The 21,205-nt window shown below is 51.7% G+C and carries 28 protein-coding genes; 11 read left to right on the top strand and 17 right to left on the bottom strand.

Going from position 1 to position 21,205, the window contains the following annotated elements:
- The first annotated feature begins 150 nt into the window (after positions 1-150).
- The 5 genes from ACQY8X_RS09680 (at position 151) to ACQY8X_RS09700 (ending at position 4,978) form a co-directional block, all read left to right on the top strand.
- Complete coding sequence (locus ACQY8X_RS09680; RefSeq protein ID WP_428034938.1) at positions 151-570, top strand: YbaN family protein; 420 nt, start codon at positions 151-153, stop codon at positions 568-570.
- A 198-nt stretch (positions 571-768) separates the two neighbouring features.
- Positions 769-3,051 carry a 5-methyltetrahydropteroyltriglutamate--homocysteine S-methyltransferase gene (gene metE / locus ACQY8X_RS09685; protein ID WP_428034939.1) on the top strand — a complete coding sequence of 761 codons (2,283 nt, stop codon included), beginning with the start codon at positions 769-771 and terminating at the stop codon, positions 3,049-3,051.
- 145 nt (positions 3,052-3,196) lie between these two features.
- A complete protein-coding gene (locus tag ACQY8X_RS09690; protein ID WP_428034940.1) occupies positions 3,197-3,889 on the top strand; it encodes a DUF4336 domain-containing protein in 693 nt (230 codons plus the stop codon).
- Positions 3,890-3,945: 56 nt separating this feature from the next.
- A complete protein-coding gene (locus ACQY8X_RS09695; RefSeq protein WP_428034941.1) occupies positions 3,946-4,287 on the top strand; it encodes a 5-carboxymethyl-2-hydroxymuconate Delta-isomerase in 342 nt (113 codons plus the stop codon).
- A gap of 40 nt (positions 4,288-4,327) precedes the next feature.
- Positions 4,328-4,978 carry a hypothetical protein gene (locus tag ACQY8X_RS09700; protein ID WP_428034942.1) on the top strand — a complete coding sequence of 217 codons (651 nt, stop codon included), beginning with the start codon at positions 4,328-4,330 and terminating at the stop codon, positions 4,976-4,978.
- Between the two features lie 25 nt (positions 4,979-5,003).
- On the opposite strand, the gene ACQY8X_RS09705 is transcribed toward ACQY8X_RS09700, so the two are convergent.
- The 3 genes from ACQY8X_RS09705 to ACQY8X_RS09715 form a co-directional block, all read right to left on the bottom strand.
- Positions 5,004-7,208: a diguanylate cyclase domain-containing protein gene (locus ACQY8X_RS09705; protein WP_428034943.1), complete on the bottom strand. Its 2,205-nt coding sequence runs from the start codon at positions 7,206-7,208 to the stop codon at positions 5,004-5,006.
- Positions 7,209-7,328: 120 nt separating this feature from the next.
- Positions 7,329-7,673: a hypothetical protein gene (locus tag ACQY8X_RS09710; RefSeq protein ID WP_428034944.1), complete on the bottom strand. Its 345-nt coding sequence runs from the start codon at positions 7,671-7,673 to the stop codon at positions 7,329-7,331.
- On the bottom strand, positions 7,673-8,026 hold the full coding sequence (locus tag ACQY8X_RS09715) for a NifB/NifX family molybdenum-iron cluster-binding protein (protein ID WP_428034945.1): 354 nt from the start codon (positions 8,024-8,026) through the stop codon (positions 7,673-7,675). Before ACQY8X_RS09715 ends, ACQY8X_RS09710 begins: the two co-directional genes overlap by 1 nt.
- A gap of 191 nt (positions 8,027-8,217) precedes the next feature.
- Here ACQY8X_RS09715 and ACQY8X_RS09720 point away from each other — a divergent pair, with 191 nt between their 5' ends.
- The 3 genes from ACQY8X_RS09720 to ACQY8X_RS09730 all read left to right on the top strand — a co-directional run bounded on the left by ACQY8X_RS09720 (position 8,218) and on the right by ACQY8X_RS09730 (position 9,617).
- Positions 8,218-8,583, top strand: coding sequence for a bacteriohemerythrin (locus ACQY8X_RS09720; RefSeq protein ID WP_428034946.1), 366 nt, complete (start codon positions 8,218-8,220; stop codon positions 8,581-8,583).
- On the top strand, positions 8,580-8,846 hold the full coding sequence (locus ACQY8X_RS09725) for a hypothetical protein (RefSeq protein ID WP_428034947.1): 267 nt from the start codon (positions 8,580-8,582) through the stop codon (positions 8,844-8,846). The genes ACQY8X_RS09720 and ACQY8X_RS09725 overlap by 4 nt, the downstream gene beginning before the upstream one ends.
- A gap of 213 nt (positions 8,847-9,059) precedes the next feature.
- Positions 9,060-9,617, top strand: coding sequence for a hypothetical protein (locus ACQY8X_RS09730; RefSeq protein ID WP_428034948.1), 558 nt, complete (start codon positions 9,060-9,062; stop codon positions 9,615-9,617).
- A gap of 143 nt (positions 9,618-9,760) precedes the next feature.
- Here ACQY8X_RS09730 and ACQY8X_RS09735 read toward each other — a convergent pair whose 3' ends face one another.
- Positions 9,761-9,985 carry a tautomerase family protein gene (locus ACQY8X_RS09735; protein ID WP_428034949.1) on the bottom strand — a complete coding sequence of 75 codons (225 nt, stop codon included), beginning with the start codon at positions 9,983-9,985 and terminating at the stop codon, positions 9,761-9,763.
- 197 nt (positions 9,986-10,182) lie between these two features.
- Here ACQY8X_RS09735 and ACQY8X_RS09740 point away from each other — a divergent pair, with 197 nt between their 5' ends.
- From ACQY8X_RS09740 to ACQY8X_RS09750, 3 genes are all read left to right on the top strand, one after another.
- Positions 10,183-10,866 (top strand): winged helix-turn-helix transcriptional regulator, encoded by a 684-nt coding sequence (locus tag ACQY8X_RS09740; RefSeq protein ID WP_428034950.1) that lies wholly within the window; start codon positions 10,183-10,185, stop codon positions 10,864-10,866.
- A 176-nt stretch (positions 10,867-11,042) separates the two neighbouring features.
- Positions 11,043-12,023, top strand: coding sequence for an amidoligase family protein (locus ACQY8X_RS09745; RefSeq protein WP_428034951.1), 981 nt, complete (start codon positions 11,043-11,045; stop codon positions 12,021-12,023).
- Positions 11,996-12,658 (top strand): gamma-glutamyl-gamma-aminobutyrate hydrolase family protein, encoded by a 663-nt coding sequence (locus ACQY8X_RS09750; RefSeq protein WP_428034952.1) that lies wholly within the window; start codon positions 11,996-11,998, stop codon positions 12,656-12,658. The genes ACQY8X_RS09745 and ACQY8X_RS09750 overlap by 28 nt, the downstream gene beginning before the upstream one ends.
- Positions 12,659-12,667: 9 nt before the next feature.
- Here ACQY8X_RS09750 and ACQY8X_RS09755 read toward each other — a convergent pair whose 3' ends face one another.
- The 13 genes from ACQY8X_RS09755 to ACQY8X_RS09815 all read right to left on the bottom strand — a co-directional run.
- A complete protein-coding gene (locus tag ACQY8X_RS09755) occupies positions 12,668-13,144 on the bottom strand; it encodes a NifB/NifX family molybdenum-iron cluster-binding protein (RefSeq protein WP_428034953.1) in 477 nt (158 codons plus the stop codon).
- 106 nt (positions 13,145-13,250) lie between these two features.
- Complete coding sequence (gene nifS / locus ACQY8X_RS09760) at positions 13,251-14,459, bottom strand: cysteine desulfurase NifS (RefSeq protein ID WP_428034954.1); 1,209 nt, start codon at positions 14,457-14,459, stop codon at positions 13,251-13,253.
- A 2-nt stretch (positions 14,460-14,461) separates the two neighbouring features.
- The gene (gene nifU, locus ACQY8X_RS09765; RefSeq protein ID WP_428034955.1) at positions 14,462-15,376 is read right to left on the bottom strand and encodes a Fe-S cluster assembly protein NifU; all 915 of its coding nucleotides are present in this window, start codon (positions 15,374-15,376) and stop codon (positions 14,462-14,464) included.
- Positions 15,377-15,411: 35 nt separating this feature from the next.
- The gene (locus ACQY8X_RS09770) at positions 15,412-15,735 is read right to left on the bottom strand and encodes a HesB/IscA family protein (protein ID WP_428034956.1); all 324 of its coding nucleotides are present in this window, start codon (positions 15,733-15,735) and stop codon (positions 15,412-15,414) included.
- Between the two features lie 180 nt (positions 15,736-15,915).
- On the bottom strand, positions 15,916-16,335 hold the full coding sequence (locus tag ACQY8X_RS09775) for a hypothetical protein (protein ID WP_428034957.1): 420 nt from the start codon (positions 16,333-16,335) through the stop codon (positions 15,916-15,918).
- Between the two features lie 30 nt (positions 16,336-16,365).
- Positions 16,366-16,737, bottom strand: a complete 372-nt coding sequence (locus tag ACQY8X_RS09780; protein WP_428034958.1) for a hypothetical protein — start codon at positions 16,735-16,737, stop codon at positions 16,366-16,368.
- Positions 16,738-16,787: 50 nt separating this feature from the next.
- Positions 16,788-17,111 carry a (2Fe-2S) ferredoxin domain-containing protein gene (locus ACQY8X_RS09785; protein WP_428034959.1) on the bottom strand — a complete coding sequence of 108 codons (324 nt, stop codon included), beginning with the start codon at positions 17,109-17,111 and terminating at the stop codon, positions 16,788-16,790.
- 43 nt (positions 17,112-17,154) lie between these two features.
- Positions 17,155-17,457, bottom strand: a complete 303-nt coding sequence (fdxB, locus tag ACQY8X_RS09790) for a ferredoxin III, nif-specific (protein ID WP_428034960.1) — start codon at positions 17,455-17,457, stop codon at positions 17,155-17,157.
- A gap of 29 nt (positions 17,458-17,486) precedes the next feature.
- Positions 17,487-17,690: a CCE_0567 family metalloprotein gene (locus tag ACQY8X_RS09795; RefSeq protein ID WP_428034961.1), complete on the bottom strand. Its 204-nt coding sequence runs from the start codon at positions 17,688-17,690 to the stop codon at positions 17,487-17,489.
- A 31-nt stretch (positions 17,691-17,721) separates the two neighbouring features.
- Positions 17,722-18,192 (bottom strand): NifX-associated nitrogen fixation protein, encoded by a 471-nt coding sequence (locus ACQY8X_RS09800; protein ID WP_428034962.1) that lies wholly within the window; start codon positions 18,190-18,192, stop codon positions 17,722-17,724.
- Between the two features lie 143 nt (positions 18,193-18,335).
- Entirely contained in the window at positions 18,336-18,848 is a 513-nt protein-coding gene (locus ACQY8X_RS09805) for a NifB/NifX family molybdenum-iron cluster-binding protein (RefSeq protein ID WP_428034963.1), read from the bottom strand.
- Positions 18,808-20,193, bottom strand: a complete 1,386-nt coding sequence (nifN, locus tag ACQY8X_RS09810; protein WP_299200611.1) for a nitrogenase iron-molybdenum cofactor biosynthesis protein NifN — start codon at positions 20,191-20,193, stop codon at positions 18,808-18,810. Before nifN ends, ACQY8X_RS09805 begins: the two co-directional genes overlap by 41 nt.
- Positions 20,194-20,196: 3 nt before the next feature.
- A partial coding sequence (locus ACQY8X_RS09815) for a nitrogenase component 1 (RefSeq protein ID WP_428034964.1) occupies positions 20,197-21,205 on the bottom strand: 1,009 nt, incomplete at its 5' end.

Here is a 21,205-nt window from a genome sequence, read left to right on the forward strand (position 1 = left end):
ACTCAGGTTTGAATTAGCGCGCAGAGGTCACTTCTGGCAGTGTACGGGCAGTGGCAGTGTTAAAAATAGTACTTCATAGAGAGCATATCAGCAGATCTGCCGGTGCCAGATCTGCTAGGATGATTCCATACAGACCATTAAGGAGAAACTGTGCGCCAGACACTAACCCGGGGGCTTTTCCTGATTGGCGGTTTTTTATTTGTTCTGTTGGGCATTATCGGGCTGCTACTACCACTGGTTCCAACGACCCCTTTTTTACTGCTCGCTGCATTCTGTTTTTCCCGCAGCTCGGAACGTCTGCACCAGTATCTGCTCAACCATCGCTGGTTTGGCCACTATATCCGTGACTGGGAAGAACACGGGGTGATCCCTCTGAAAGCTAAACTGTTCGCCACCAGTATGATGCTGATAATGATCAGCTACCCACTGCTGTTCCTCAGCTTTCATCCCGGATTGAAGCTACTGGCAGGAACGACTGTTGTTTTTGCCCTCTGGTATGTGTGGCGCAAACCATCGGAACGACCGGTGACAACAGAGAAAAAAGCGGACACTCCGCGGAATACCCCTTAACCAGCATCGTTACAACGACGCTCAATACAGTCATTGATAAAACTGTTGGTTATAAAACATACTGTATTAATTATATTCAATAATTTGTGATTTTATATCAATTTACCTCATATTAAATCAGCACCATAATCCTCTCCACTGTCGGATCAACACAAGCCCGACAGGTATATCTAAAGACCGAACTATCAACAGGAGAAGATGGTGAAAACACATATTCCGGGCTTTCCCCGTATTGGCGCTCAGCGCGAACTGAAGTTCGCTCTGGAGAACTACTGGCATGGAAAATCCAGCCGCAATGAGCTGGCTGATGTGGCAAAGTCTCTGCGAATGCAAAACTGGAATATTCAGGCTGAAAGCGGTATGGACCTGGTCACTGTCAATGATTTCTCTCTCTATGATCAGGTGCTGGACCACTCGGTACTGCTGGGAGTGGTGCCTAAGCGGTTTAGCGATGGCAGCTGCGATAGTTTTGATAACTACTTTCGCATGGCCCGGGGGCGGGCGCCGTCAGGCAACGCTACCCGTGCCTGTGAAATGACCAAATGGTTTGATACCAACTACCACTACCTGGTGCCCGAGCTGACCGCGACACAACAGTTTATTCTCAATCCGGAAAAACTGCTGGCGGAGATAAGCGAAGCGCAGCAAGCCGGCCATCGGGTTAAGCCGGTGATTATCGGCCCGGTTACCTATCTGTGGCTGGCGAAATGTGCCGCTGAAGAGTTTGACAAACTAACGCTGTTACCTGCTCTGCTGGAGAGTTATAAAGGCCTGCTGAACCTCCTGTCTCGCAAAGATATTGATTGGCTGCAGATCGATGAACCCGCACTGGTGCTGGAACTGCCGCCCAAATGGCAGGAAGCCTATCGAGAGGCTTATCAGACCCTGAGCAGCAGTGGCACCGGATTAAAGCTGATGCTGACCACTTACTTTGGCGCACTGGACAGTAACTTTGATCTCACCGCCTATCTGCCGGTGGATGGCTTTCATCTGGATGCAGTGCGTGGCGGCGATGAGTTTATCCGTTTCAGCGAGCGACTCAGAGCAGACCACGTGCTCTCAGTGGGCGTCATTGATGGCCGTAATATCTGGAAAACCGATCTTACTGCCGTGGCAGAGCGGCTTAAACCCGTTGCGGCACAGCGGGGTGACAACCTCTGGCTCTCCAGCAGCTGTTCACTGCTGCATGTGCCGGTCGATCTGGAGCAGGAAAGCGGCTTTGACCCCGAGCTCTACAGCTGGCTGGCATTTGCGCGGCAGAAACTGGCCGAAATTACGCTGCTGAAACAGACGTTAGAGGGAGAGAACAGCCCTCTGTTAACAGCCAATCTGTGGGATGTTAGTGCTCGCACCGCATCCCAGCGAGTGCACCGTATCGAGGTGAAACGCCGGGTTAACGGGCTGCGCCCCCAGGATGGTGAGCGCGGCCTGCCCTATGCCGAACGTGCCATCAGACAGCAGCAAAAGCTACAGCTTCCGGCGTTCCCAACCACCACTATCGGCTCATTCCCGCAAACCAGCGATATCCGTTCTGTGCGGGCCCGTTTTCGCCGCGGCAAACTGGATGAGGTCAGCTATACCGCGATTATGCAGACGGAGATTAAGGACTGTATCGAACGCCAGGAGCGCTATGGGCTGGATATGCTGGTGCACGGTGAACCGGAACGTAACGACATGGTGGAATATTTTGGCGAACAACTGGAAGGCTACGCCACCAGTCAGCTTGGCTGGGTGCAATCCTATGGCTCCCGCTGTGTAAAACCGCCAATTATCTATGGTGATATTCTGCGCAAAGAAGCGATGACCGTCAGTTGGAGCCGTTACGCGCAGTCGCTGAGCAACAAGCCGGTTAAAGGGATGATCACCGGTCCTGTGACGATGCTGCAATGGGCGTTTGTACGGGACGATCAGCCGCGTTCTGAAACCTGTCTGCAGATCGCGCTGGCCCTGCGGGATGAGGTAGTCGATCTGGAACAAGCCGGAATCGCTGCGATTCAGATCGATGAACCGGCCATTCGTGAAGGCTTGCCGCTGAAACGCTCAGACTGGGATTTCTATCTGCAGTGGGCGGTCTATGCCTTCCGCGTGTCCGCCAGCGGGGTACAGCCGCAAACGCAGATCCACACCCATATGTGCTATGCCGAGTTCAATGATATTATTCAGGCAATTGCCGATATGGATGCCGATGTCATCACCATCGAAACCAGCCGTTCCAATATGGAGCTGCTGGAGGTGTTTACCGAGTTTAACTACCCCAATGAGATCGGCCCGGGTGTCTACGATATCCACAGCCCGAACACCCCCACGGTGGAGCAGATTCAGGCGCTGATTGAAAAAGCTGCCACGCTGATTCCGGCAGAGCGGCTCTGGATCAATCCGGATTGTGGCCTGAAAACCCGCGGCTGGGATGAGGTAGCCACCAGCCTGATCAATATGGTTGCAGCGGCTAAAATCCTGCGGGAGCAGCAACTGGCAGCGTAGCCTCCTTGTAAGAGTGGTGATCAGCAAAAGGCTGGGAAGTCATTTCCGGCCTTTTCTATGTCAGGGCTTTTTTTTATTTCACAGCAGCGCAATCATCTGATATTAATCTGTCAGGTTGTGTTAAATCGCTGTTATGGAGAGAGTTGTGACTGAGATTGGTGAAAACATCTGGCTTTTTGAAGGGGCTGCGGTGCCGTTTTTCACCCTGCCCTACACCACGCGGATGACTGTCATCAGGCTGCCGGGTAATCAGCTGTGGGTTCATAGCCCCATCGAACTAACCCCCGAGCTGAGCCAACAGGTTGAGCAGTTGGGAAGCGTTACCTATCTGATCTCCCCCAACCCGCTGCACCACCTGTTTATCCAGGCCTGGCAAGATCGCTATCCCGAAGCGCTCACCTTTGGCACAAAAGCCCTGCAGCAAAAACGCCCGGAGATCTGTTTTGAAGGAATTTTCACCCCACATTTTAATGCTCCCTGGGCAGAAGATATCGCACAACTGCTGTTTACCGGCTCCCCAGCGATGGAAGAGTGTGTGTTTTTTCATAAACCTTCGGCAACACTGATTGTCACCGATCTGATCGAAAACTTTGCCCCCGAGTCATTCACCCCACTGAAACGCTGGGTGGCCTCTGCCGCCGGCATTTTAGCCCCCAACGGCAAGATGCCCCTGGACTGGCGTCTGAGCTTTATGTTCAATAAAAAGCAGGCAAAACAGCACCTGCTGGAGATACTGCACTGGCACCCGCAAAAGATCGTTATGGCCCACGGACAGATCATCACCAGCCAGGCGGAAAGCTTTTTAAAGCGTTCGTTTAACTGGCTGCATATCGACTAACAACCGCTTCGTTAGCCAGTAGCGCAGCAGACCACACCTATACCGGAGTACACCCCTTGCCACACTGTATTATTGAATATTCAGACACACTCAGATCGCAACTTTCCCCCTTAACACTGATGCAGACTGTCTACAATGGTGCGCTGACATCAGGCTTGTTTGAGGGGCCTGATATTAAAACCCGGGCACTAGCCTACGAAGATTTCCTCACCGGGGCAGACCCCGCCCCGTTCATCCACGTCACGATCCGTATTTTAAGCGGCAGAACAGATGAGCAAAAACAGCGTTTATCTTCTACAGTACAGAAGGGGTTAACAGAAATGGGTCTGACTGGGATATCGATCACAGTGGAGGTTGTCGATATTCACAGTAGTAGTTATGGCAAAATTCTTGCGTGAAGTTAGCCGCTTCAGGCACTGTTTTCTCTGAGAGGTCTGTATGTTAGCAGGTCATATTGGTGCCGCGCTTGCTATCAGTCGCCTGGAACGGCGTGTTAATTTAGGGGTGCTGGTTGCTGCGGCACTGCTGCTCGACCTGTTACTCTGGAGCTTTATACTGTTTGGCTGGGAATCGGTCACGGTGCCTCAGAACTACGCCGACAAGCATCAACTGACATTTAATTTCGCCTACTCTCACAGCCTGTCTGCTGCGGCTATCTGGTCAGCGATGGCGGGGGCCGCTTCGTTTCTGTGGTATGCAGAACATAAAGGACTGGGGTTTCGTGCTGTGTTTATGGTTTCGGTGCTGGTGTTATCCCACTGGTTGCTGGATTTTACCGTCCATAATCCCAACATCCCTGTTCTAGGAGAGACCTCCTTTAAAGTCGGACTGGGGCTCTGGGATAACATGCCGCTGGCGCTGCTATTTGAAGCCTGCATACTGATTACAGGACTGTTCCTGTTTCTCTTCGGCGCCAATATCTCAGCACTTAAATTAACCGCCATCACCATTATCTGCCTGCTGCTACTGGCGGGAACGGTGATAGGTATGACGATTGCTCCGGCACCTTCGTCAACCGTCATATTAGCGCAAAGTTCACTAGTGATGATCCTGTCGACCTGTCTGCTGACCGGGTGGCTGGCGAGGTAATGATCAGAGCAGCTGTTATCAGGGACTACTGCGGCAACCGCTCGATATCACCTGAAAGCCCCGGTTTCACCTGTAGCTCAGGGGAATAAAAACACAGTGTCACGGCACTCTTCTTCGCCGCATACATGGCGGTATCTGCGGCAGCAATCAGATCCACCCGGTTGCTTCCATCCTGTGGAAAGAACGCTACGCCGATACTATTGGATAGATGCAGCTGCGTTCCCGCTAACTCAAACGGATCACAGAGAGAGGCACTCAGTTTTTTCACGATAACGTTAACATCATCCACACTGGGACTGTCTGGCACGAGCAGCGAAAACTCATCACCACCTAAGCGCGCCAGAGTATCACTGTCACGCAGCACCTTGCTAAATCGCTGACTGACAGCCTTTAGCAGCTGATCACCGATCTCATGGCCTAATCTGTCATTGACCGCTTTAAAGCCGTTCAGATCCATATACAGCAGTGCCGCAGTCGAGGTGTTGCGCCGACACAGCGCTAACGCATGCTCAACCCGGTCAAGAAACAGGCGTCGATTGGGTAGACCGGTCAACGCATCATGAAAAGCAAAGTGTTCCAGCTCTGCATTGGCTTGTTTCAACTCATCGGTACGCAGGCTCACCAGTCGACTCAACCGCTCATGATAGCCAAACGATGACAGTACAATCAGCACTGCGAGAGAGCCAAACAACGCTTCAGCCAGCAGAAAATTCAGACTATCGCCAACCTGAAGTGCGGTCACCTCACTGGCATTGACATGCAGATTAAAGATCCACCGGTGGTTTGCGAAGCCCATATCGAACTGATGGTTCAGGCCTATCCCAGCAGCGATATCTTTCATGATGGCTGCGTTGCCAAACACTCTGTCTGCCGGGTTATCATTTTCATATACATAGAGATCAATATAATCCAGCCGTTGAAGGATCTCACTATTATCGAGAATTTCAGATACCAGAAAGACGCCAACAACAAAACCTTTCAGTGTTTCAAGACCTCCGAGAGAGCTATCCCCCGGATCAACCTGCTGAAACACCGGAGAGAAGATCAGAAACCCCTGCTTATCATGTTTAGCCTGTACCAGCTCAATGATATCGGTCGCGGTATCTTCCCGGGTTGCCCTGGCCTGCAACATACTCTGCTTACGGGCTTCGTTGGAAAAAACATTGAATCCCAATGCCGGATTATTCTCTTGTAACGGCTGAATATACTCAACTATCACCATCGGATCCGTCGGCAACAGAGGTTTACCTATAACCTTAAATTCCGGGTCCACTTCCTCCTGGGCATGCTGTTCAAAAACAGCCAGCTCATTCTGGTTGATAACAATATCCCAGGAGATCGCCGCGAATCCGGGAAGAGCCTCAAGATAGGGCCGGCTATACTCGTCAAATACCTTCTGATCGACCTCGTCGGTCTGCGCCAGACGGCTTCCCAGCTGATTAAGAGCATTGATATAGCTACTCATATGCTCTTTCAGAGTGTTTTCCAACGCTTCGGACTTAAGGGCAAAATCATTTTCAGTCTTAGCCACCACCGCCGCTTCAATATATTGCTGCGCTACCTGAAAACCCGTGATGATAATAAACAGAGGGATCGATAACGACTTCAACAGACGCAACCTGGCACCTTTGTCCAGCTGACGAAGAAACAGCCCTAACAACAGCGGCGTTACCAGGATGACACCTAAAAAATCCCCTATCCACCAGATCAGCACGTTATTCCAGTAGAGCTGCGCAACATCCGTGCTGTGACTAAAACTCAATGCAGCATTGCCCACCACGGCACTGATCAGACAGCAGAGCAAGGCGATGCCGATAAATCTTATCACCTGAGCGTATGAGGGCGCGTCAAGAATATTGACCTGTCTGAATCGCAAAAGACGGTAATTAGCCCATGCCTGCACCACCGAACCAAGCGCAATCACCCCGGAGGTCAGGACAACGGGCAACCCAAGCTCACCCTGTTGACAGAAATAATTACCAGAATTAAACACCAGAGAACCCAGCAGAATAGCGGGTAGAAAACGGCTACCAAAAGCCAGACAGCCCGCCAACGCAACACCCGCCGAAGGCCACAGCGAAACAATCTGCGCCTGAGGGCTAAAACTTGAAAAGAAGAATGCTAACCCGACATAGAGCAGAAAAAAAACAGCGTAAGCCACACGGCCTGATAGGATCAGTTGAACATTCAAAGCGCTGCCTGACTCCATATAGCGGGTAAAGTAAGTCATTTACCTGAGCCATTATAGTACGTGTATGGTTTTAGAATAGCGCTAAGACTATTGGTGAGATGAAACCAAAATGAGTAATAAAGGCTGAAGAGAAGATCCAGGTCATTGAATAACAACCTCTTATATCTCGTCCAGTAACCCCAGTTGGCGGATGCGGGCTTTAAACCGTTTCATAACTGGCCGGGAGATAATCGTTTCAGCCAGCAGCCGCTGTTCATACACCTGCAGTTTAACCGCTTCATCCTCACTATGCCGGGCGGTTGCGATCAAGCTGTGCACATCAGGCTCCAGCAGTGGATGATGCAACGAGCGAACCCCGTCATAGAGCGCAGCCATGACGGTTTTTTCCTGTTCCGTCATTTTGCATTTACCATCAATAATTTTCAGCATCACCGCGATAGCACAATCCACTTCAACCGGGCTGAGTTGATGCTTCGATAGCCAGTGCTCTATATCGGTCATCATCAGCTCCAGTCAGATTTTTGTACATAGTGAAGCAGCGACGCTTCAATCGCTTCATGTCCGTAATCGCTGACGGCGGTAACACCGATCTGCTGTAACTTCTCTTGCGGCCCGTCGCCGATTTTAACCACAAACACCGCATGACAATCATTGATCGTCTGCAAAATCATCTCCAGAGCAGACCGGTCACCGGTATGCCCCTGACAGTAGTGGTCTACGGCCCGTCGCTCGACAAATTCGCAGTAATCTGCGGATACACGATAGATTAAAAATGCCTTGGTATGACCAAAATGCAGATTGATCGAAACAGCATCCTTGCTGGCCACTGCCATAAGTACAGGTGTCGATTTCACCATCGGCTAAAACCTCTGTGACTGAGTTGTTTGCAGCTGCGCTAACGCACCTATTAAAGGACACTGATAAAGGACACTTAGAAAGCGCATCACATCAAAGTGCAGCTGCAAAAGCTATACCAGCCCGCCCGGATTGGCGTGTAAATTGCTGGAGCATCAGGACAAACAAGATTGTCAAGCTTAAAGGTTTACTCATGCAAAATTTGAATCATGCAGACATTGACCGTGATCATCAGCACTTTTCTGAGATCACCTCCCGGCTGAAATCCTCAGAAAATGGGCAGTTCAAAACCCTCTTCAGTGAGCTTCTGAGCCATACGGAGAAGCACTTTAAACGCGAAGAACAGTTAATAGAACAATACAACTATCCGGGTAAAAACGAGCACTGTGGCGAACATAATCGCCTGCTGACCGAACTGCGACAGTTTAACCAGCGAGTGCAGCAGGGCCGCCTGACAATGGCCAGAGCCTATATAAATGAACGGGTTGATGAGTGGTTACATCAGCATATTGCCAATATGGATGCCGCGCTGGTTAAACATCTAGAGAAGCACTTATGAATACCGTACTGAACACCGAGCTTAACCGGATTATTCAACTGGAAGATGGGCTGATCGCCTTAGCATCGCTGTATCACAACCCGATGACCGGTGACCGGATTCTGAAACTGGAGCTGAACTACCACACCCAGATTATCGGCGCCAAAAGCTTTACTCTACAGGGCTTCAGTTTCGAAGAAGCGGAGTCTCTGGTCAGAGAGCTGCCGAAAAATCACTACATTATGCGGGAGATTGATGAATTTCTCGCAGGGGATATGGATTAATGTTTGTCATAAACCTGACAAACGCTGAAACGAACGACTGCAGTGAAAACAACAATATGTGATGATTTTGCGCCCCATGATGGAACAAAATCGAGATGAGAAATTTTTCTCCATGTAAATCATTAAGTTAAACAAAAACCTACCTTAGGTACGCTAATTGCAGATTGTAGAAAAATTCAATGAATACGGTTTTATATACTCTGGAGTAAGCAAATGTTACTAGATCAATATAAGCAGGATGGGCTGTTCTTTAACGTAAACTTTCTCGAATCTACAGATACACCGATGCAAGCCTATCGGGGTGAGCTGATTCTGGTGGAAGGTGAGATTGGCGATGACAAAGGCCACTCCAAGCCCCCTGTCGATGTCATGCGGGGCGTGTTTATACTGGCAGACGACAAAATCAGAATGCTTGGCGGTATTATTGACTCCATGGACTCACTCCCCGCCCTGATGGATAAGTACAGCGCAGATTTTGCCAGCGATATCAGCGCCCTGATCTATGTCGTCAATCTGGAAAAACCGCTAGTGACCGAAATTTCCGGTTTCAGCTTTATCCTGATTCCGATGGTTCAGGGCGTTCCCTGGAACGAGACAATGGAGGAGCTGGCGATTGAGAAAAGCGATCTGAAAGGTCAGTCTGCAGGCAACAAACTGGTCACCGTCTACGAAGAGCTGAAAGCGTATAAGCCTAAATATCCCAGTGTTGCTTTTGACGCTGCGATGACGATGATCACCGATGCCAAGCGTGAAGGCTGGGGCGCAGTTTAATCGTTGCACATACCGTTAAAGTTCTGGTCAGATCAGCCCGCGTTGCACCGCACGAGCCCTGATCAGAACTCTCTGAACAACAGACTCTAGGGTCTGTATATGGCACCAGACCGGGGCTTTCGCCCCGGTCTTTGCTGTTTAAATTAAAGCACGCCATCTCGCTGCAGCTGATGCACCATCGCTGACGTCAGCGCTGTACCGCCGATGCCCCAATCCCCCTCTTTCACCTCTTCAATTTTCACCCAGGTGACTCCGCGCATATTTTCACCCTCGATAGCGACCATAGTGTCGGTGAGTTTGCTGATGATTTCGACTTTCTCTTCATCGCTGAATACATTTTCAATCAGGTTAACAGTAATAAGTGGCATGATCGTTCTCCGTATTTTTTATTTGAGTATCAGAATGAACTACTCTGATATAGGTAGATTAAGCCTTCAGGACGGATTCAACTGCTTCTCAAACTGTAGTAACCCACTACGTAATCTGTAGTAACCCACTACAGAATCCGATGCAGCGATAAATCCCGCCAACATTTCCGGGCCGCAAGGCAGTAAAAGGTGTAGTTATGGAATATGGTCAGTTTTGTCCAATCGCTAAGGCACTGGAGTTACTGGGTGAAAAGTGGACCCTGTTGTTACTGCGCGAACTTCATATGGGTGCCTCTCGTTTTAATGAGTTTCAGCGGGGGTTATCGCTTATCTCACCAACCATTCTCACAAAACGACTCAACGAGTTGGCGGATGCTGAGCTGATCCTGCGGAAAAAAATCCCCGGACAGCGCGGTTATGAATATTTTCTGACTCAGGCGGGGCGGGAAACCCTGCCCCTGCTGCAAACCGTTGGGGAGTGGGGAATGCGCTGGGCCAGAGGGGATATCCGCGACACCGATCTCGATGTTGAGCTACTGATGCTTTACCTGCAACGCAGCATCAATACCGCGATGCTACCCGGTGACCAGTCGGTTATTCAGTTCAAATTTACCGATCTGAATAAGCTGAATAACTGGTGGCTACTGGTGAAAGGCTGTCACGTGGATATCTGTCTGGAAGATCCCGGCAAAGATGTGGATATCTATCTCACCACCGATCTGCGAACCATGGTCAGCTGCTGGATGGGAGATGAATCCTATAAACAGGCGATTGTCGAAAAACGGATGATGTTAGTTGGCCCTTCAGCCCTGACCCGTAATATCCAGAGCTGGATATGCGATAATATGTTTGCCGGAATTCCTCCAGCAAACCAGATTTAGTGCCCCCCTGATACAGGAATAGAGTCATATTTACCTTTACTCCCCGGCCCCCTTCCCGGTTAAGGTCTTTGGTATACTTCTGCTTAAATGATTCAGCCAGATTCGATGACTGATCTGACAGGGGTTTTGATCCGTACCCCTTTATAAGCCAGAACCAATAACAGGAATGTTGAGCCATGGAGAGAGCAATCAGTTATAAATTACCCTCCTGCACCACCAACGCTGCTGGCGCTGAGCGCCGGGTCGGCTTTGAACTGGAGTTTTCCGGACTTACCCTGCGACAAACCTCAGATATCGTCAGAACCTCCCTGGAAGCAACCCTGCAATCTGAAACCGCTGCTGAACATAAGCTCAGGGTTGAGGGGCTGGGCGAGTTCAACATTGAACTGGACTGGAACTTTCTCAAGCAAAAAGCGGCCGCAGCCGGTGAGCAAAACCGCGAACTACTCGATCTGATCAGCGATGCCGCCAGTTTGCTGGTGCCCATTGAGGTTGTCTGTCCACCGATTCCCCTGTCCCGTCTGAATTCACTTGATCAACTGGTAACAGCGCTGAGAAACGCCGGAGCAGTCGGCACCGAGGAGTCGATGATCGCTGCTTATGGGGTGCATATCAATAGCGAAATACCCAGCCTGGATGCCACCACTGTGTTTAATTATCTGAGAGCCTTTGCCCTGTTGCAGTGGTGGCTGGTTGAGGCCCACGAGGTTAACACCACCCGCAAGATCAGCCCCTATATCGATCTTTATCCAGAGAGATATATTAACCAGTTACTATCCCGTGTGCAGCCGGATATGGAGATGATCTTCAACGATTACCTTGAATACAACCCCTCCCGCAACCGCGCGCTGGATCTGCTGCCACTGCTGGCTGAGATCGATGAAGACAGGGTTCGCAGCCGGGTGGAGGATACGAAAATAAACGCCCGACCCACCTTTCATTACCGTTTGCCCAACTGCAATATTGAACACCCGGACTGGTCCCTGATGTTTGCCTGGAACACCTGGTGGGTGGTTGAGCAGCTGGCTGCCCGGCCTGATCTTCTGGATGAGCTGAGCAGTGCATTTCTTAACGCCGGACAACCACTGTTCGGTGTCAGTCGTAAACAGTGGACAGAGTATATTGATCAATGGCTAAACGACCACGCATTGGTGTAACCGGCACCGCCCGTTCCTGGTCTCCCGGCTGGTGGTGCGCTGCGCTCGCCCTGCGACTGGCAGGGGGAATCCCTGAACGTATCAGCGTGCGCCACCCACCCAGTGGCAAACCGCTGGATGGCCTGCTGATTGGTGGCGGTGATGATATCAGCCCGGAGCACTATCAGGGCGATATGGATAAGCCGGTCAAAAGCGACCCGGCACGGGATGAGTTAGAGATCTACTGGATCAAAGAGGCGCTGGACAACCATATGCCACTGATGGGCATCTGTCGCGGCGCGCAACTGATCAATGTGGTTCTGGGGGGCTCTCTGCATCAGGATATACGACCTATTCGCCTGCATACCTATAACAGACCGGGACTGTTGCCAACCAAACAGGTAAAAATAACCGCTGAATCAAAACTGGCAGGCATCTTTAACAAGATTCACCTGAGGGTCAACAGCCTGCACCATCAGGCGATAAAGTCCACCGGAGAGGGGCTGACTATTGTTGGTCATGATCTGGATAAGATCACTCAGGCGGTCGAGTCAGAACGACATAAGATCATCGCCGTGCAGTGGCACCCGGAATATCTTATCTACCTGCCCTCGCAATTTGCCCTGTTTCGCTGGCTGGTAAACAACTCGCGCTGAGTCAGCCTCCTACTCGTCCCAGTCCTCATCGGCCGTAATCGCAAAACCATCGGTGCTCTGCCTGCCCTTCTGATTGATAATATTTTGCAACCAGAACGCTTTCTCACCTCTCAGCTGCGCCTGAATTGAATCAAGCAGTTCATCGACATCCGGGCCGCCTTTCACCTGCACCGGGGTGATCCCCAGAGAGATCAGCTGACGGGTGGCCGATCCGCCAATCGAACCGCAATAGACCAGATCAGCCCCCACCAGCCACTTCAGTTTCGGTTTGAGCTTATCCTCATTACCATCCTGGGCAGCAGCGGCAAAACTCTGGCTGGCCAGCAACGATGCCGAATGGCTGTTAACCGAGTAAACGAAAAATCCCTGCGCTGAACCAAAATGCTGATCGACCATATCTCCTTCCATCGAGGCAAAGGCGACAATCAGATCTTCATAATTAGTGACAGCGTCAGCAATGCTTGAATACGCAAGACACTCAGTCATGATTACCTCCAGCTAACCGCAGCGCGCAGCGCAAAGCTTAGTCAATAAAAAGCTTAGTCAATAAAGAGACACAGGGAGGGTTCGAATCCCTCCCTACACCAAGTGGTCAGGCATAAACCGGTGCAAACGCCTGTTCTGGGCTTTCTGCCGGTCCATCACCTTCCCAGTAAGGGGACAGCTTACGCAGCTTCGCAACGATCTCCGGTACTTCGGCAATCACCCGTTCCACCTCCTCCATGGTGTTGTAGCGAGAGAAAGAGAAACGCACCGTACCGTGGGCAGCGGTATAGGGAATCCCCATCGCCCGCATTACATGGGAAGGTTCCAGCGAGCCAGAGGTACAGGCACTACCACTGGAGGCAGCAATACCGACCTTATTCATCAGCAACAGAATCGCCTCGCCCTCAATATATTCAAACGCGATACTGGCGGTATTCGGCAGTCGGTTATCCACATCCCCGGTGGCAAAGCTATAAGGAACAGCAGCGAGGATGCCCTCTTCCAGTCGGTCACGCATCGCTTTCACCGTGGTATTTTCAAATGCCATATGTTGCATCGCCAGTTCACAGGCTTTGCCCAGCCCAACGATAGCAGCGGCATTTTCAGTGCCCGCACGACGTCCACGCTCCTGATGACCACCGCGCAACAGCGGACGGAAGCGAGTGCCGCGTTTCAGGTAGAGCACACCAATACCTTTCGGCGCATGCAGTTTATGACCGGACAGAGAGAGCATATGAATATTGCTCTCTTGCAGGTTGATCGGCAGTTTACCCACCGCCTGAACCGCATCGGTATGGAACATAACACCGGCTTCATGGGCCATGTCGGCCATCTTCTCAACCGGGAAGATAGTACCACTCTCATTGTTGGCCCACATCACGCTGACCACCGCAACCTTGTCACTCAGCAGACTGGCGTACTTATCCAGATCGAGACGCCCTTTGCTGTCCACTTCCAGTTTATGGACGGTGTAACCTTCCGTTTCCAGATATTCGCACAGGGTCAGCACCGCGGGGTGTTCAACCACGGTGGTAATGATCTCTTTACGTTCCGGCTGCGCTTTCAGTGCTGAGAGAATCGCAGTGGAATCCGATTCGGTACCACAGGAGGTGAACACGATTTCGGAATCATGCTCTGCCCCCAGCAGCGTCTGCACCTGCTGGCGCGCTTTTTTCAGCGCAAAGCCGACCTTATTACCAAAATTGTGCAGCGAAGACGGGTTGCCAAACTGCTCACAAAAAAACGGCAGCATCTCCTCCAGCACCTCAGGAGAGACCATGGTGGTGGCGTTGTTATCCAGATAGATATCATTCATGGTTAACCTCCTATACCGACCAGTTTGTCAGCCTTTTTCTCGACCTGAACCAGACGTACAAACTCACCCAGCTCTTCAATCAGTTGCTGCTGAATACCGCCCAGGGTCATCGACGCCATCTGGCATCCCATGCAGGCACCGGTGAGGTTGACATAGATCGTATTGCCATCAATGTCCATCAGCTCACAGTCGCCGCCATCGGCCTGTAGGCGGGGGCGCACCGCTTCAAGCACCCGCATAATAGTGCTGATACGTTTAATGTCGGTTTTCGGGGCGGCGTCAACAGGTGCCGCGGTGCTCTTCGCCGCAATTGCACTACCCACGCCACCGGCAACAAACTCTTCACCGCTCTCCGCCATTACCCGGCTGAGAATGTTCTCTATCCCTTCATGACAGGCAGAACAACCGCCACCGGCTTTGGTGTAATTGGTCACCTCTTCGACAGTTGTCAGGCTGTTGGCACGAATGGTGTCTTCAATCATCACCTCATCGATAGCAAAGCACTTACACACCAGCGCGCCCTCTTCGTGGTCATCGCTCCACACCTCACCGCGATAATCGGCAACCGCCGCCTGCAGCGCTTCACGTCCCATCACGGAGCAATGCATCTTCTCCGGTGGCAGGCCATCAAGAAAATCAGCAATATCCTGGTTGGACACTTCCAGCGCCTGATCCAGAGTCATCCCTTTGATAATCTCGGTCAGTGCGGACGAGGATGCAATCGCAGAGCCACAACCAAAGGTCTGAAAGCCAGCATCGAGAATAATCTCCGTCTCAGGATCCACTTTCAGGGTCAGCCGCAGCGCATCACCACAGCTTAATGATCCAACTTCACCGGTCGCATTGGCATTTTCAGCTGCCCCGGCATTCTTGGGGTTGTAAAAATGTTCTTTAACTTTTTCAGAATAATCCCACATATCGAATTCCTCTTATCTCTGTTACCGGTCAGTTGTTAACCTGCGAAGGATTTACCACAGTTGCAGCTTTCTGTTGCGTTCGGGTTTTCAAACTTAAACCCGGACCCCTCAAGGCCATCCAGAAAATCAACCGTTACACCGCTGAGCAACGCCGCACTCTCGCCATCAACGAGAATTTTTACACCGCTACACTCAATAATCTGATCCTCTTCAGAGCTCGCCTCTTCGAGTTTCATACCGTACTTAAACCCGGAGCACCCTCCTCCGTCGACCCGGATACGCAAACCAAAAACATCTTTATCGGCCTGGTCTATAAACCGGGAAATAGCACTTACTGCGCTCTCTGTTAGCTGAATCATGGTCTCGTCCTCATCAATCCGAGTGTTCAGTTATAAGCAGTGCAAGCCGAATGCCACCGACGATAAAAATTAAAAATCCTTATTTTTCAAATATTTGATCCAGATCAAAAGCAAAGCGCTTCGAGAACAGTATGACAATTGCGGGGGTTTTGTAGGAAGTACGACAAAGCAGATCGGGGTTTAGTCACCCAACAGACACTCATAGGCTTTTCTGAATAACAGACGTTCAACTACTGGCACTTTAAGAAGCTCCATCAAAGAGATGAAGCCGCCCTCTGCACCGGTCTCAGGCAGATCCGTGGTCATGATCCGGACCAGAGCGATAGCGACCGGGGTATCAGGTGTTTCGACCCAGGCGATCGCGGGGGAGACAACTTCCAATAACGCACTATCGATGCCGAGATAGCTGGCAACCGCAGTCAGATAGGGGGCCGGATGGGGGGTAACGGCTGAAGACATATCCCCCTCAATGATCGAAGCCAGTGCGGGCAACCCATCGGGAAGACAACCAAACGCCTGCGGCTTAGAGCGGTCGATCCAGAAGGATAACCGCGCACTGATCGGGTTAAGATGTACCAGAATAATGTTTAAATCACTCATATAACTCCTGCTCTGACGACAGTACTTTCATTAAAGCATCACCAACGGCGTGACTTCCGCGACCAGTGATTGTGAATCACGTCCCCACACCGACACCGATTCTGCCCATACCTGATCTTTACCCGGCCAGGGACAGATGAGATCAATCTCCAGCATCATCGAGCCATCACAGTTGATCACCAGCCAGCCACGCCGCTGGCTGGCACTATCAGCCCAACGACCATTCAGAGTCGCGGCGCCGTTGAGTGGTTCTGCCTTGGTTTCAAAGCTAAACTGGCTCAATAGAGGCAGTACTGTGCTGTCAAAGCCGGCAGTCGTGAGTGTCTTCACGGCGGTTGCCAGAGAAGCATCCAGCAGCTGACCATAGTCCGCCAGCAGTTGCGTTACCGTCGATTCGCTCATCTGAGTGACCTGCCCCCTAAGCGCTGATCAAACCCACATACCAGCATCGGTTACCACAGCTCTTCCGGCGCCAGCAGCTCGGTAACCGGCTCGCCGCCGATAATATGCTGCTCCACAATCCGGCTGACATCCTCAGGTTTAACCCTGATATACAGGTGCGACCCGGGATATACCAACAGATTAGGCCCACAATCACAGGGGCCCAGACAACCGGTAGCCGTCACAGCCACCTGAGTGAACAGATTGCGCTTAGCGACCTCTTCTGAGAGCATCTGGGTAATCTGTGCAGCACCTGAGGCGCCGCAACTTCCCCGGGGATGTCCCTCGGGCCGTGTCTGGTTACAGACAAACACATGAATCTCTGGTTTTGGCATGACACCACTCCTGTTTTAACTCAAACGCTTGATCAGATGCTGATCAGGCCGCTGCAGCCTCATGACTGTGACACTTTTTAGGACACACACGTAAGCATGACATGCAGCCGATGCAATCATCCGCATCCGCCACTGACATCACTTTCATCTCGTCATCGTCGTCCCAATCATCATCGTCATCTTCAGCCAGCGCTTCAGAGCGCTCCACCAGTTCAAACACATCACGGGGGCAGACCTTATAACAACGACCACAGCCGATGCAGGTTGCCTGATTGATCCCGGTAATAAAATTGGGTGTCCATTCGCTCCCGCCACGGGTGCGACCCTTAATCAGATCTGCAGACATCCCTACTCTCCTCTAAATACAGTTAATCTTTACTGAGCAGCGTCCAGCTTGTCCTGTGCCTCTTTCCAGGCCTGGCAGGCGGCTAAGGTTTTCTCCGCCAGTTCGGGCAGACGCTCATAGTCGGTCCACAGCTGATCTTCAACCAGGTCATGCATCTGTGATGCCCACTCAGTGGCTATTCGCTTCGCTTTACGCGCATCTTTTTGCAGACCTTTCAGCGCATCATCTGTCATCGCTCTCCCTCCTGAATCTTTCTTTGACGATCTAGGCCCTGGCCGCATCATTAAAGGTTTCGATGGTTGCCAGTGCTTTATCAATCAGTTTGTTGGCTTCCTCATCAAGCTTCTCCAATGACTCGAAGCCAAACCGGTGCACATCACGCAACACCTTATCCGCCACAATCAGCTTACCCACCATAATCAGTGCCCGGCCAAAGCCTTCATGACTCAGGTTGATCATCGGTGCCGCCATCATGCCGCACTCCTGTTCGATACGCACAGACAGGGCGTTGTAATACGCCTTCACCCGGGCAACCACGATCTCATCAGGATCGCCAACCACAGGAATCTCACGACGGCGGGCTTTGGTCAGAATCATCGGATCAAGAACCTTCTCATCGCTCCAGTCATCATAGGTGCCATAGCTATCTACAGCCCGCAGCTGAACCACCATCTGCCTGACGAAAGGGCTGCTCATCAGTTCATTACCCGGCTCAATACACAGCGCTTCATTCATACTATTCTCCGAAAATTTCCAATGTTCGTTTGCAGCTGTTCAGTCAGCCTTTTTGATCACTTGTTAACACTGCTTACGCAGCCTGATTCTTACGAGCTTGATGCTTACGTGCTTTATTTTTACGTGCTTTATTTTTACGAGCTTTATTCTTCCCAGCTGTCCGCTTCTGAATAACCGGGAGGGGGTTTCAACAGTAGTTGCTGTCGGGCAATCGCCTTTGCCAGCCAGCTACCCGGGCCCCGTTCAATCTCCCGTTGTAACGCGCCCAGCAGTTGCGAAATATACGCCTCTTCCGATACTCTGATCGGTTGAATCCCTTTCGCAATCAGCCGCCGAATCGCCGCGGCACCACAGGCATAGCTGTAGACTGCAGCGCAGCCTGAAAGAAACTCAATGCGCGCCTGCAGGCGATCCTCTTCACTGGAATCCAGCGTAAACTCCGCAACGGACAGCAGATCACACCGGTCTGTGGTTACCCCGTAGATTGAGAAGGATCGTGCCGAACCAAAATGCTCGTTGACGGTTTCCCCATCGTTTGTCGCAAACGCGACACGAATCATATAGGGTGTCTTTTCCTCCCGGATAACATTCAGATGGCGGGACATGTGAACCATGTCAAACTCCCTGCTGCTGCGGTCTTTTACTGTGTTCTTCATCACGTTTCTGCGATAAAGGCGAATAGTAAGTGGGGATCTCTTCGTGCTGACTCAGGCGCATATTGGCAATATCAAACAGCGCTTGCTGAATGCCCCGATAGCCGATCCAGACCCGGTTAAAACCACCCAGATAATCGTACTGGGGAAAACCAATTCTCAGGTGCGGCACATGCAGTCGCTCAGCACACTCATGCAGATGGCTGTTACCAATAAGGAACTCAGCGTGATGCTCCCGTGCCTGACGTTCGAGATCTTCAAGGTCGCCTTTCTTCACGGACTCCAGTGCGAGCTGATCCAGTGCCGGGCCTTTATCCGGGGTGACCGCGGCCACCACTTCGCCGCCCATTGCGGCAATCAGATCATGCATCGCCAGTAACAGATCAGGATCAGCCGCAATACCGACCCGCAGCTGTCCGAGCATAAAGTGGGTGTCCAGCATCGCATCCTGTAACTGACGACGCTGACGACGCCAACGATTGGGCACCGGTAAACCAGAGAGTTCAGACAGCGCCATAAACCAGTTATCAACCTGCTTCATAGTATGCAGATGAGGGAAAACCTGGCTGGGAACCGCCGTTTTCTCTTCCAGTTTTTTACCCGCCAGGGCCAGTGAGGCGCCGATCACCAGAGTCGCGCAGCTCTCGCCGGCTAACGCCAGCTCATCCATAGTGAGCCCACCGGTGGTTAGCGCGCTATATTCAGCTTCCGGCAGATGACCATCCAGCGAACGGGATAGATCGGGGATCAGCAATGGTCGCAGACCAAAGCTTTCAATAGTGTCGATAATAAATTCAAGATCACCCGGCGTCAGGTGGCAGCCACACAGTACATTCACCTGACGGGCACGGCTGCCAGCCCGTTCAGAGGGTTCCACCAACTGATCGATAATGGCACTCACGGCAGCGGCATAACCGGTTTCAAAACAGCCGCTAAAATCCGGAGTATTTACTTTAACGACGGCAACTTTTTCATGCTCAGGGAAGCGGCTTCTGAACTCGTGGATCGCCAGCCCCATGTCACAGCCCTGGGTTTCTGCCAGACCGGTGGAACAGACGCCAATAATCGCAGGAGACTGTTTTTCGGAGATCGTCTTCAGCGCTTCAACCACATTTTCATCCGCCCCCATCACCGAGCTGACCTGATCCATTGCGGTGGTTTGCAGCGGGATCGGCTCGCGAAAATGGCGCACAAAGAACACCTTGGCAAAGGCGGTACACCCCTGACTGCCATGCATCAGCGGCATCGACCGACTGAAGCCGAGAAACGCCAGGGTTGCCCCCATGGTCTGACTGGCTTTCAGTGGATTGACCGACATCGCTTTTTTGCGTTTTTCCAGAATAGCCATGGCCTACACCCCCTCTGCGATTAACAGTTCAGCCTCACTGGGCATCTCATCCCAGGGTGCCGGGTCGCGGACGGCGGACCAGATAGGGCTTTCAATGGTAATGGCCAGCTGTTTAACCAGCTCCAGCATTCCGGAATAACCGGCATAGCCAAACTCCCGCTCCTGATTAATATCCAGAAACGGAATCCGCGCTTTCAGGGCGGTATAGAGGTTACGGCCACCGGCAATAAGAATGTCAGCTTTGTATTCATGGACGATACTGATCAGTTCCTTCGCACCACCCTCGTCGATCATCTTGGTGTCTTCACCCATCAGTTCACGAATGCGGGCTTTATCCTCTTCGGTGGATTTCTTGGTACCGGTAGCCACCACCACCATGCCCAGATCCTGCAACGCAGACACCACTGACCAGGATTTAACACCGCCGGTATAGAGCAGCACCCGCTTGCCCTGTAACCGTTCACGCCAGGGTTCCAGCGCGGTTCTGACTTTCGCCTCCTCCCGCGCAATCAGCGCTTCGGTGCGTTGGCTCAGATCGGGGTCATCAATAAAACGGGCAAAATCACGCAGCGCCTGGGAGGTATCGGAGATGCCATAAAAACTACCTTCAAACCAGGGCGTACCATATTTGTCCTGCAGTTTGCGCGCAACATTCACCATCGCCTTGGAACACACCATCATATTCACTTCGGCGCGATGCATCGACTGCACTTCATGAAAGCGGGCATCCCCGGACAGGGTACAGAGCACGCGGATTCCCAGTTCATCTAACAGCGGCAGTACATGCCAGAACTCACCGGCGATGTTGTATTCACCGACCAGATTAACGCTGTGAATTTTAGTGCCAGGGATAAGCGGTTCGGGGTCGGGCTCAGGCTCGCGGGTGCCGATCACATGTTTTACCATCGCCTCGCCCGCAATACGGTTGCCGAGATTTTTGGTGCCATAAAAACCGGCCCCATCGACAGGAACCACCGGCGTGCCCCACTGTTCGGTGGCGGCTTTACAGACA

This window comes from Amphritea sp., from assembly GCF_050300915.1.
In the GTDB taxonomy this organism is placed as follows: Bacteria; Pseudomonadota; Gammaproteobacteria; order Pseudomonadales; family Balneatricaceae; genus Amphritea.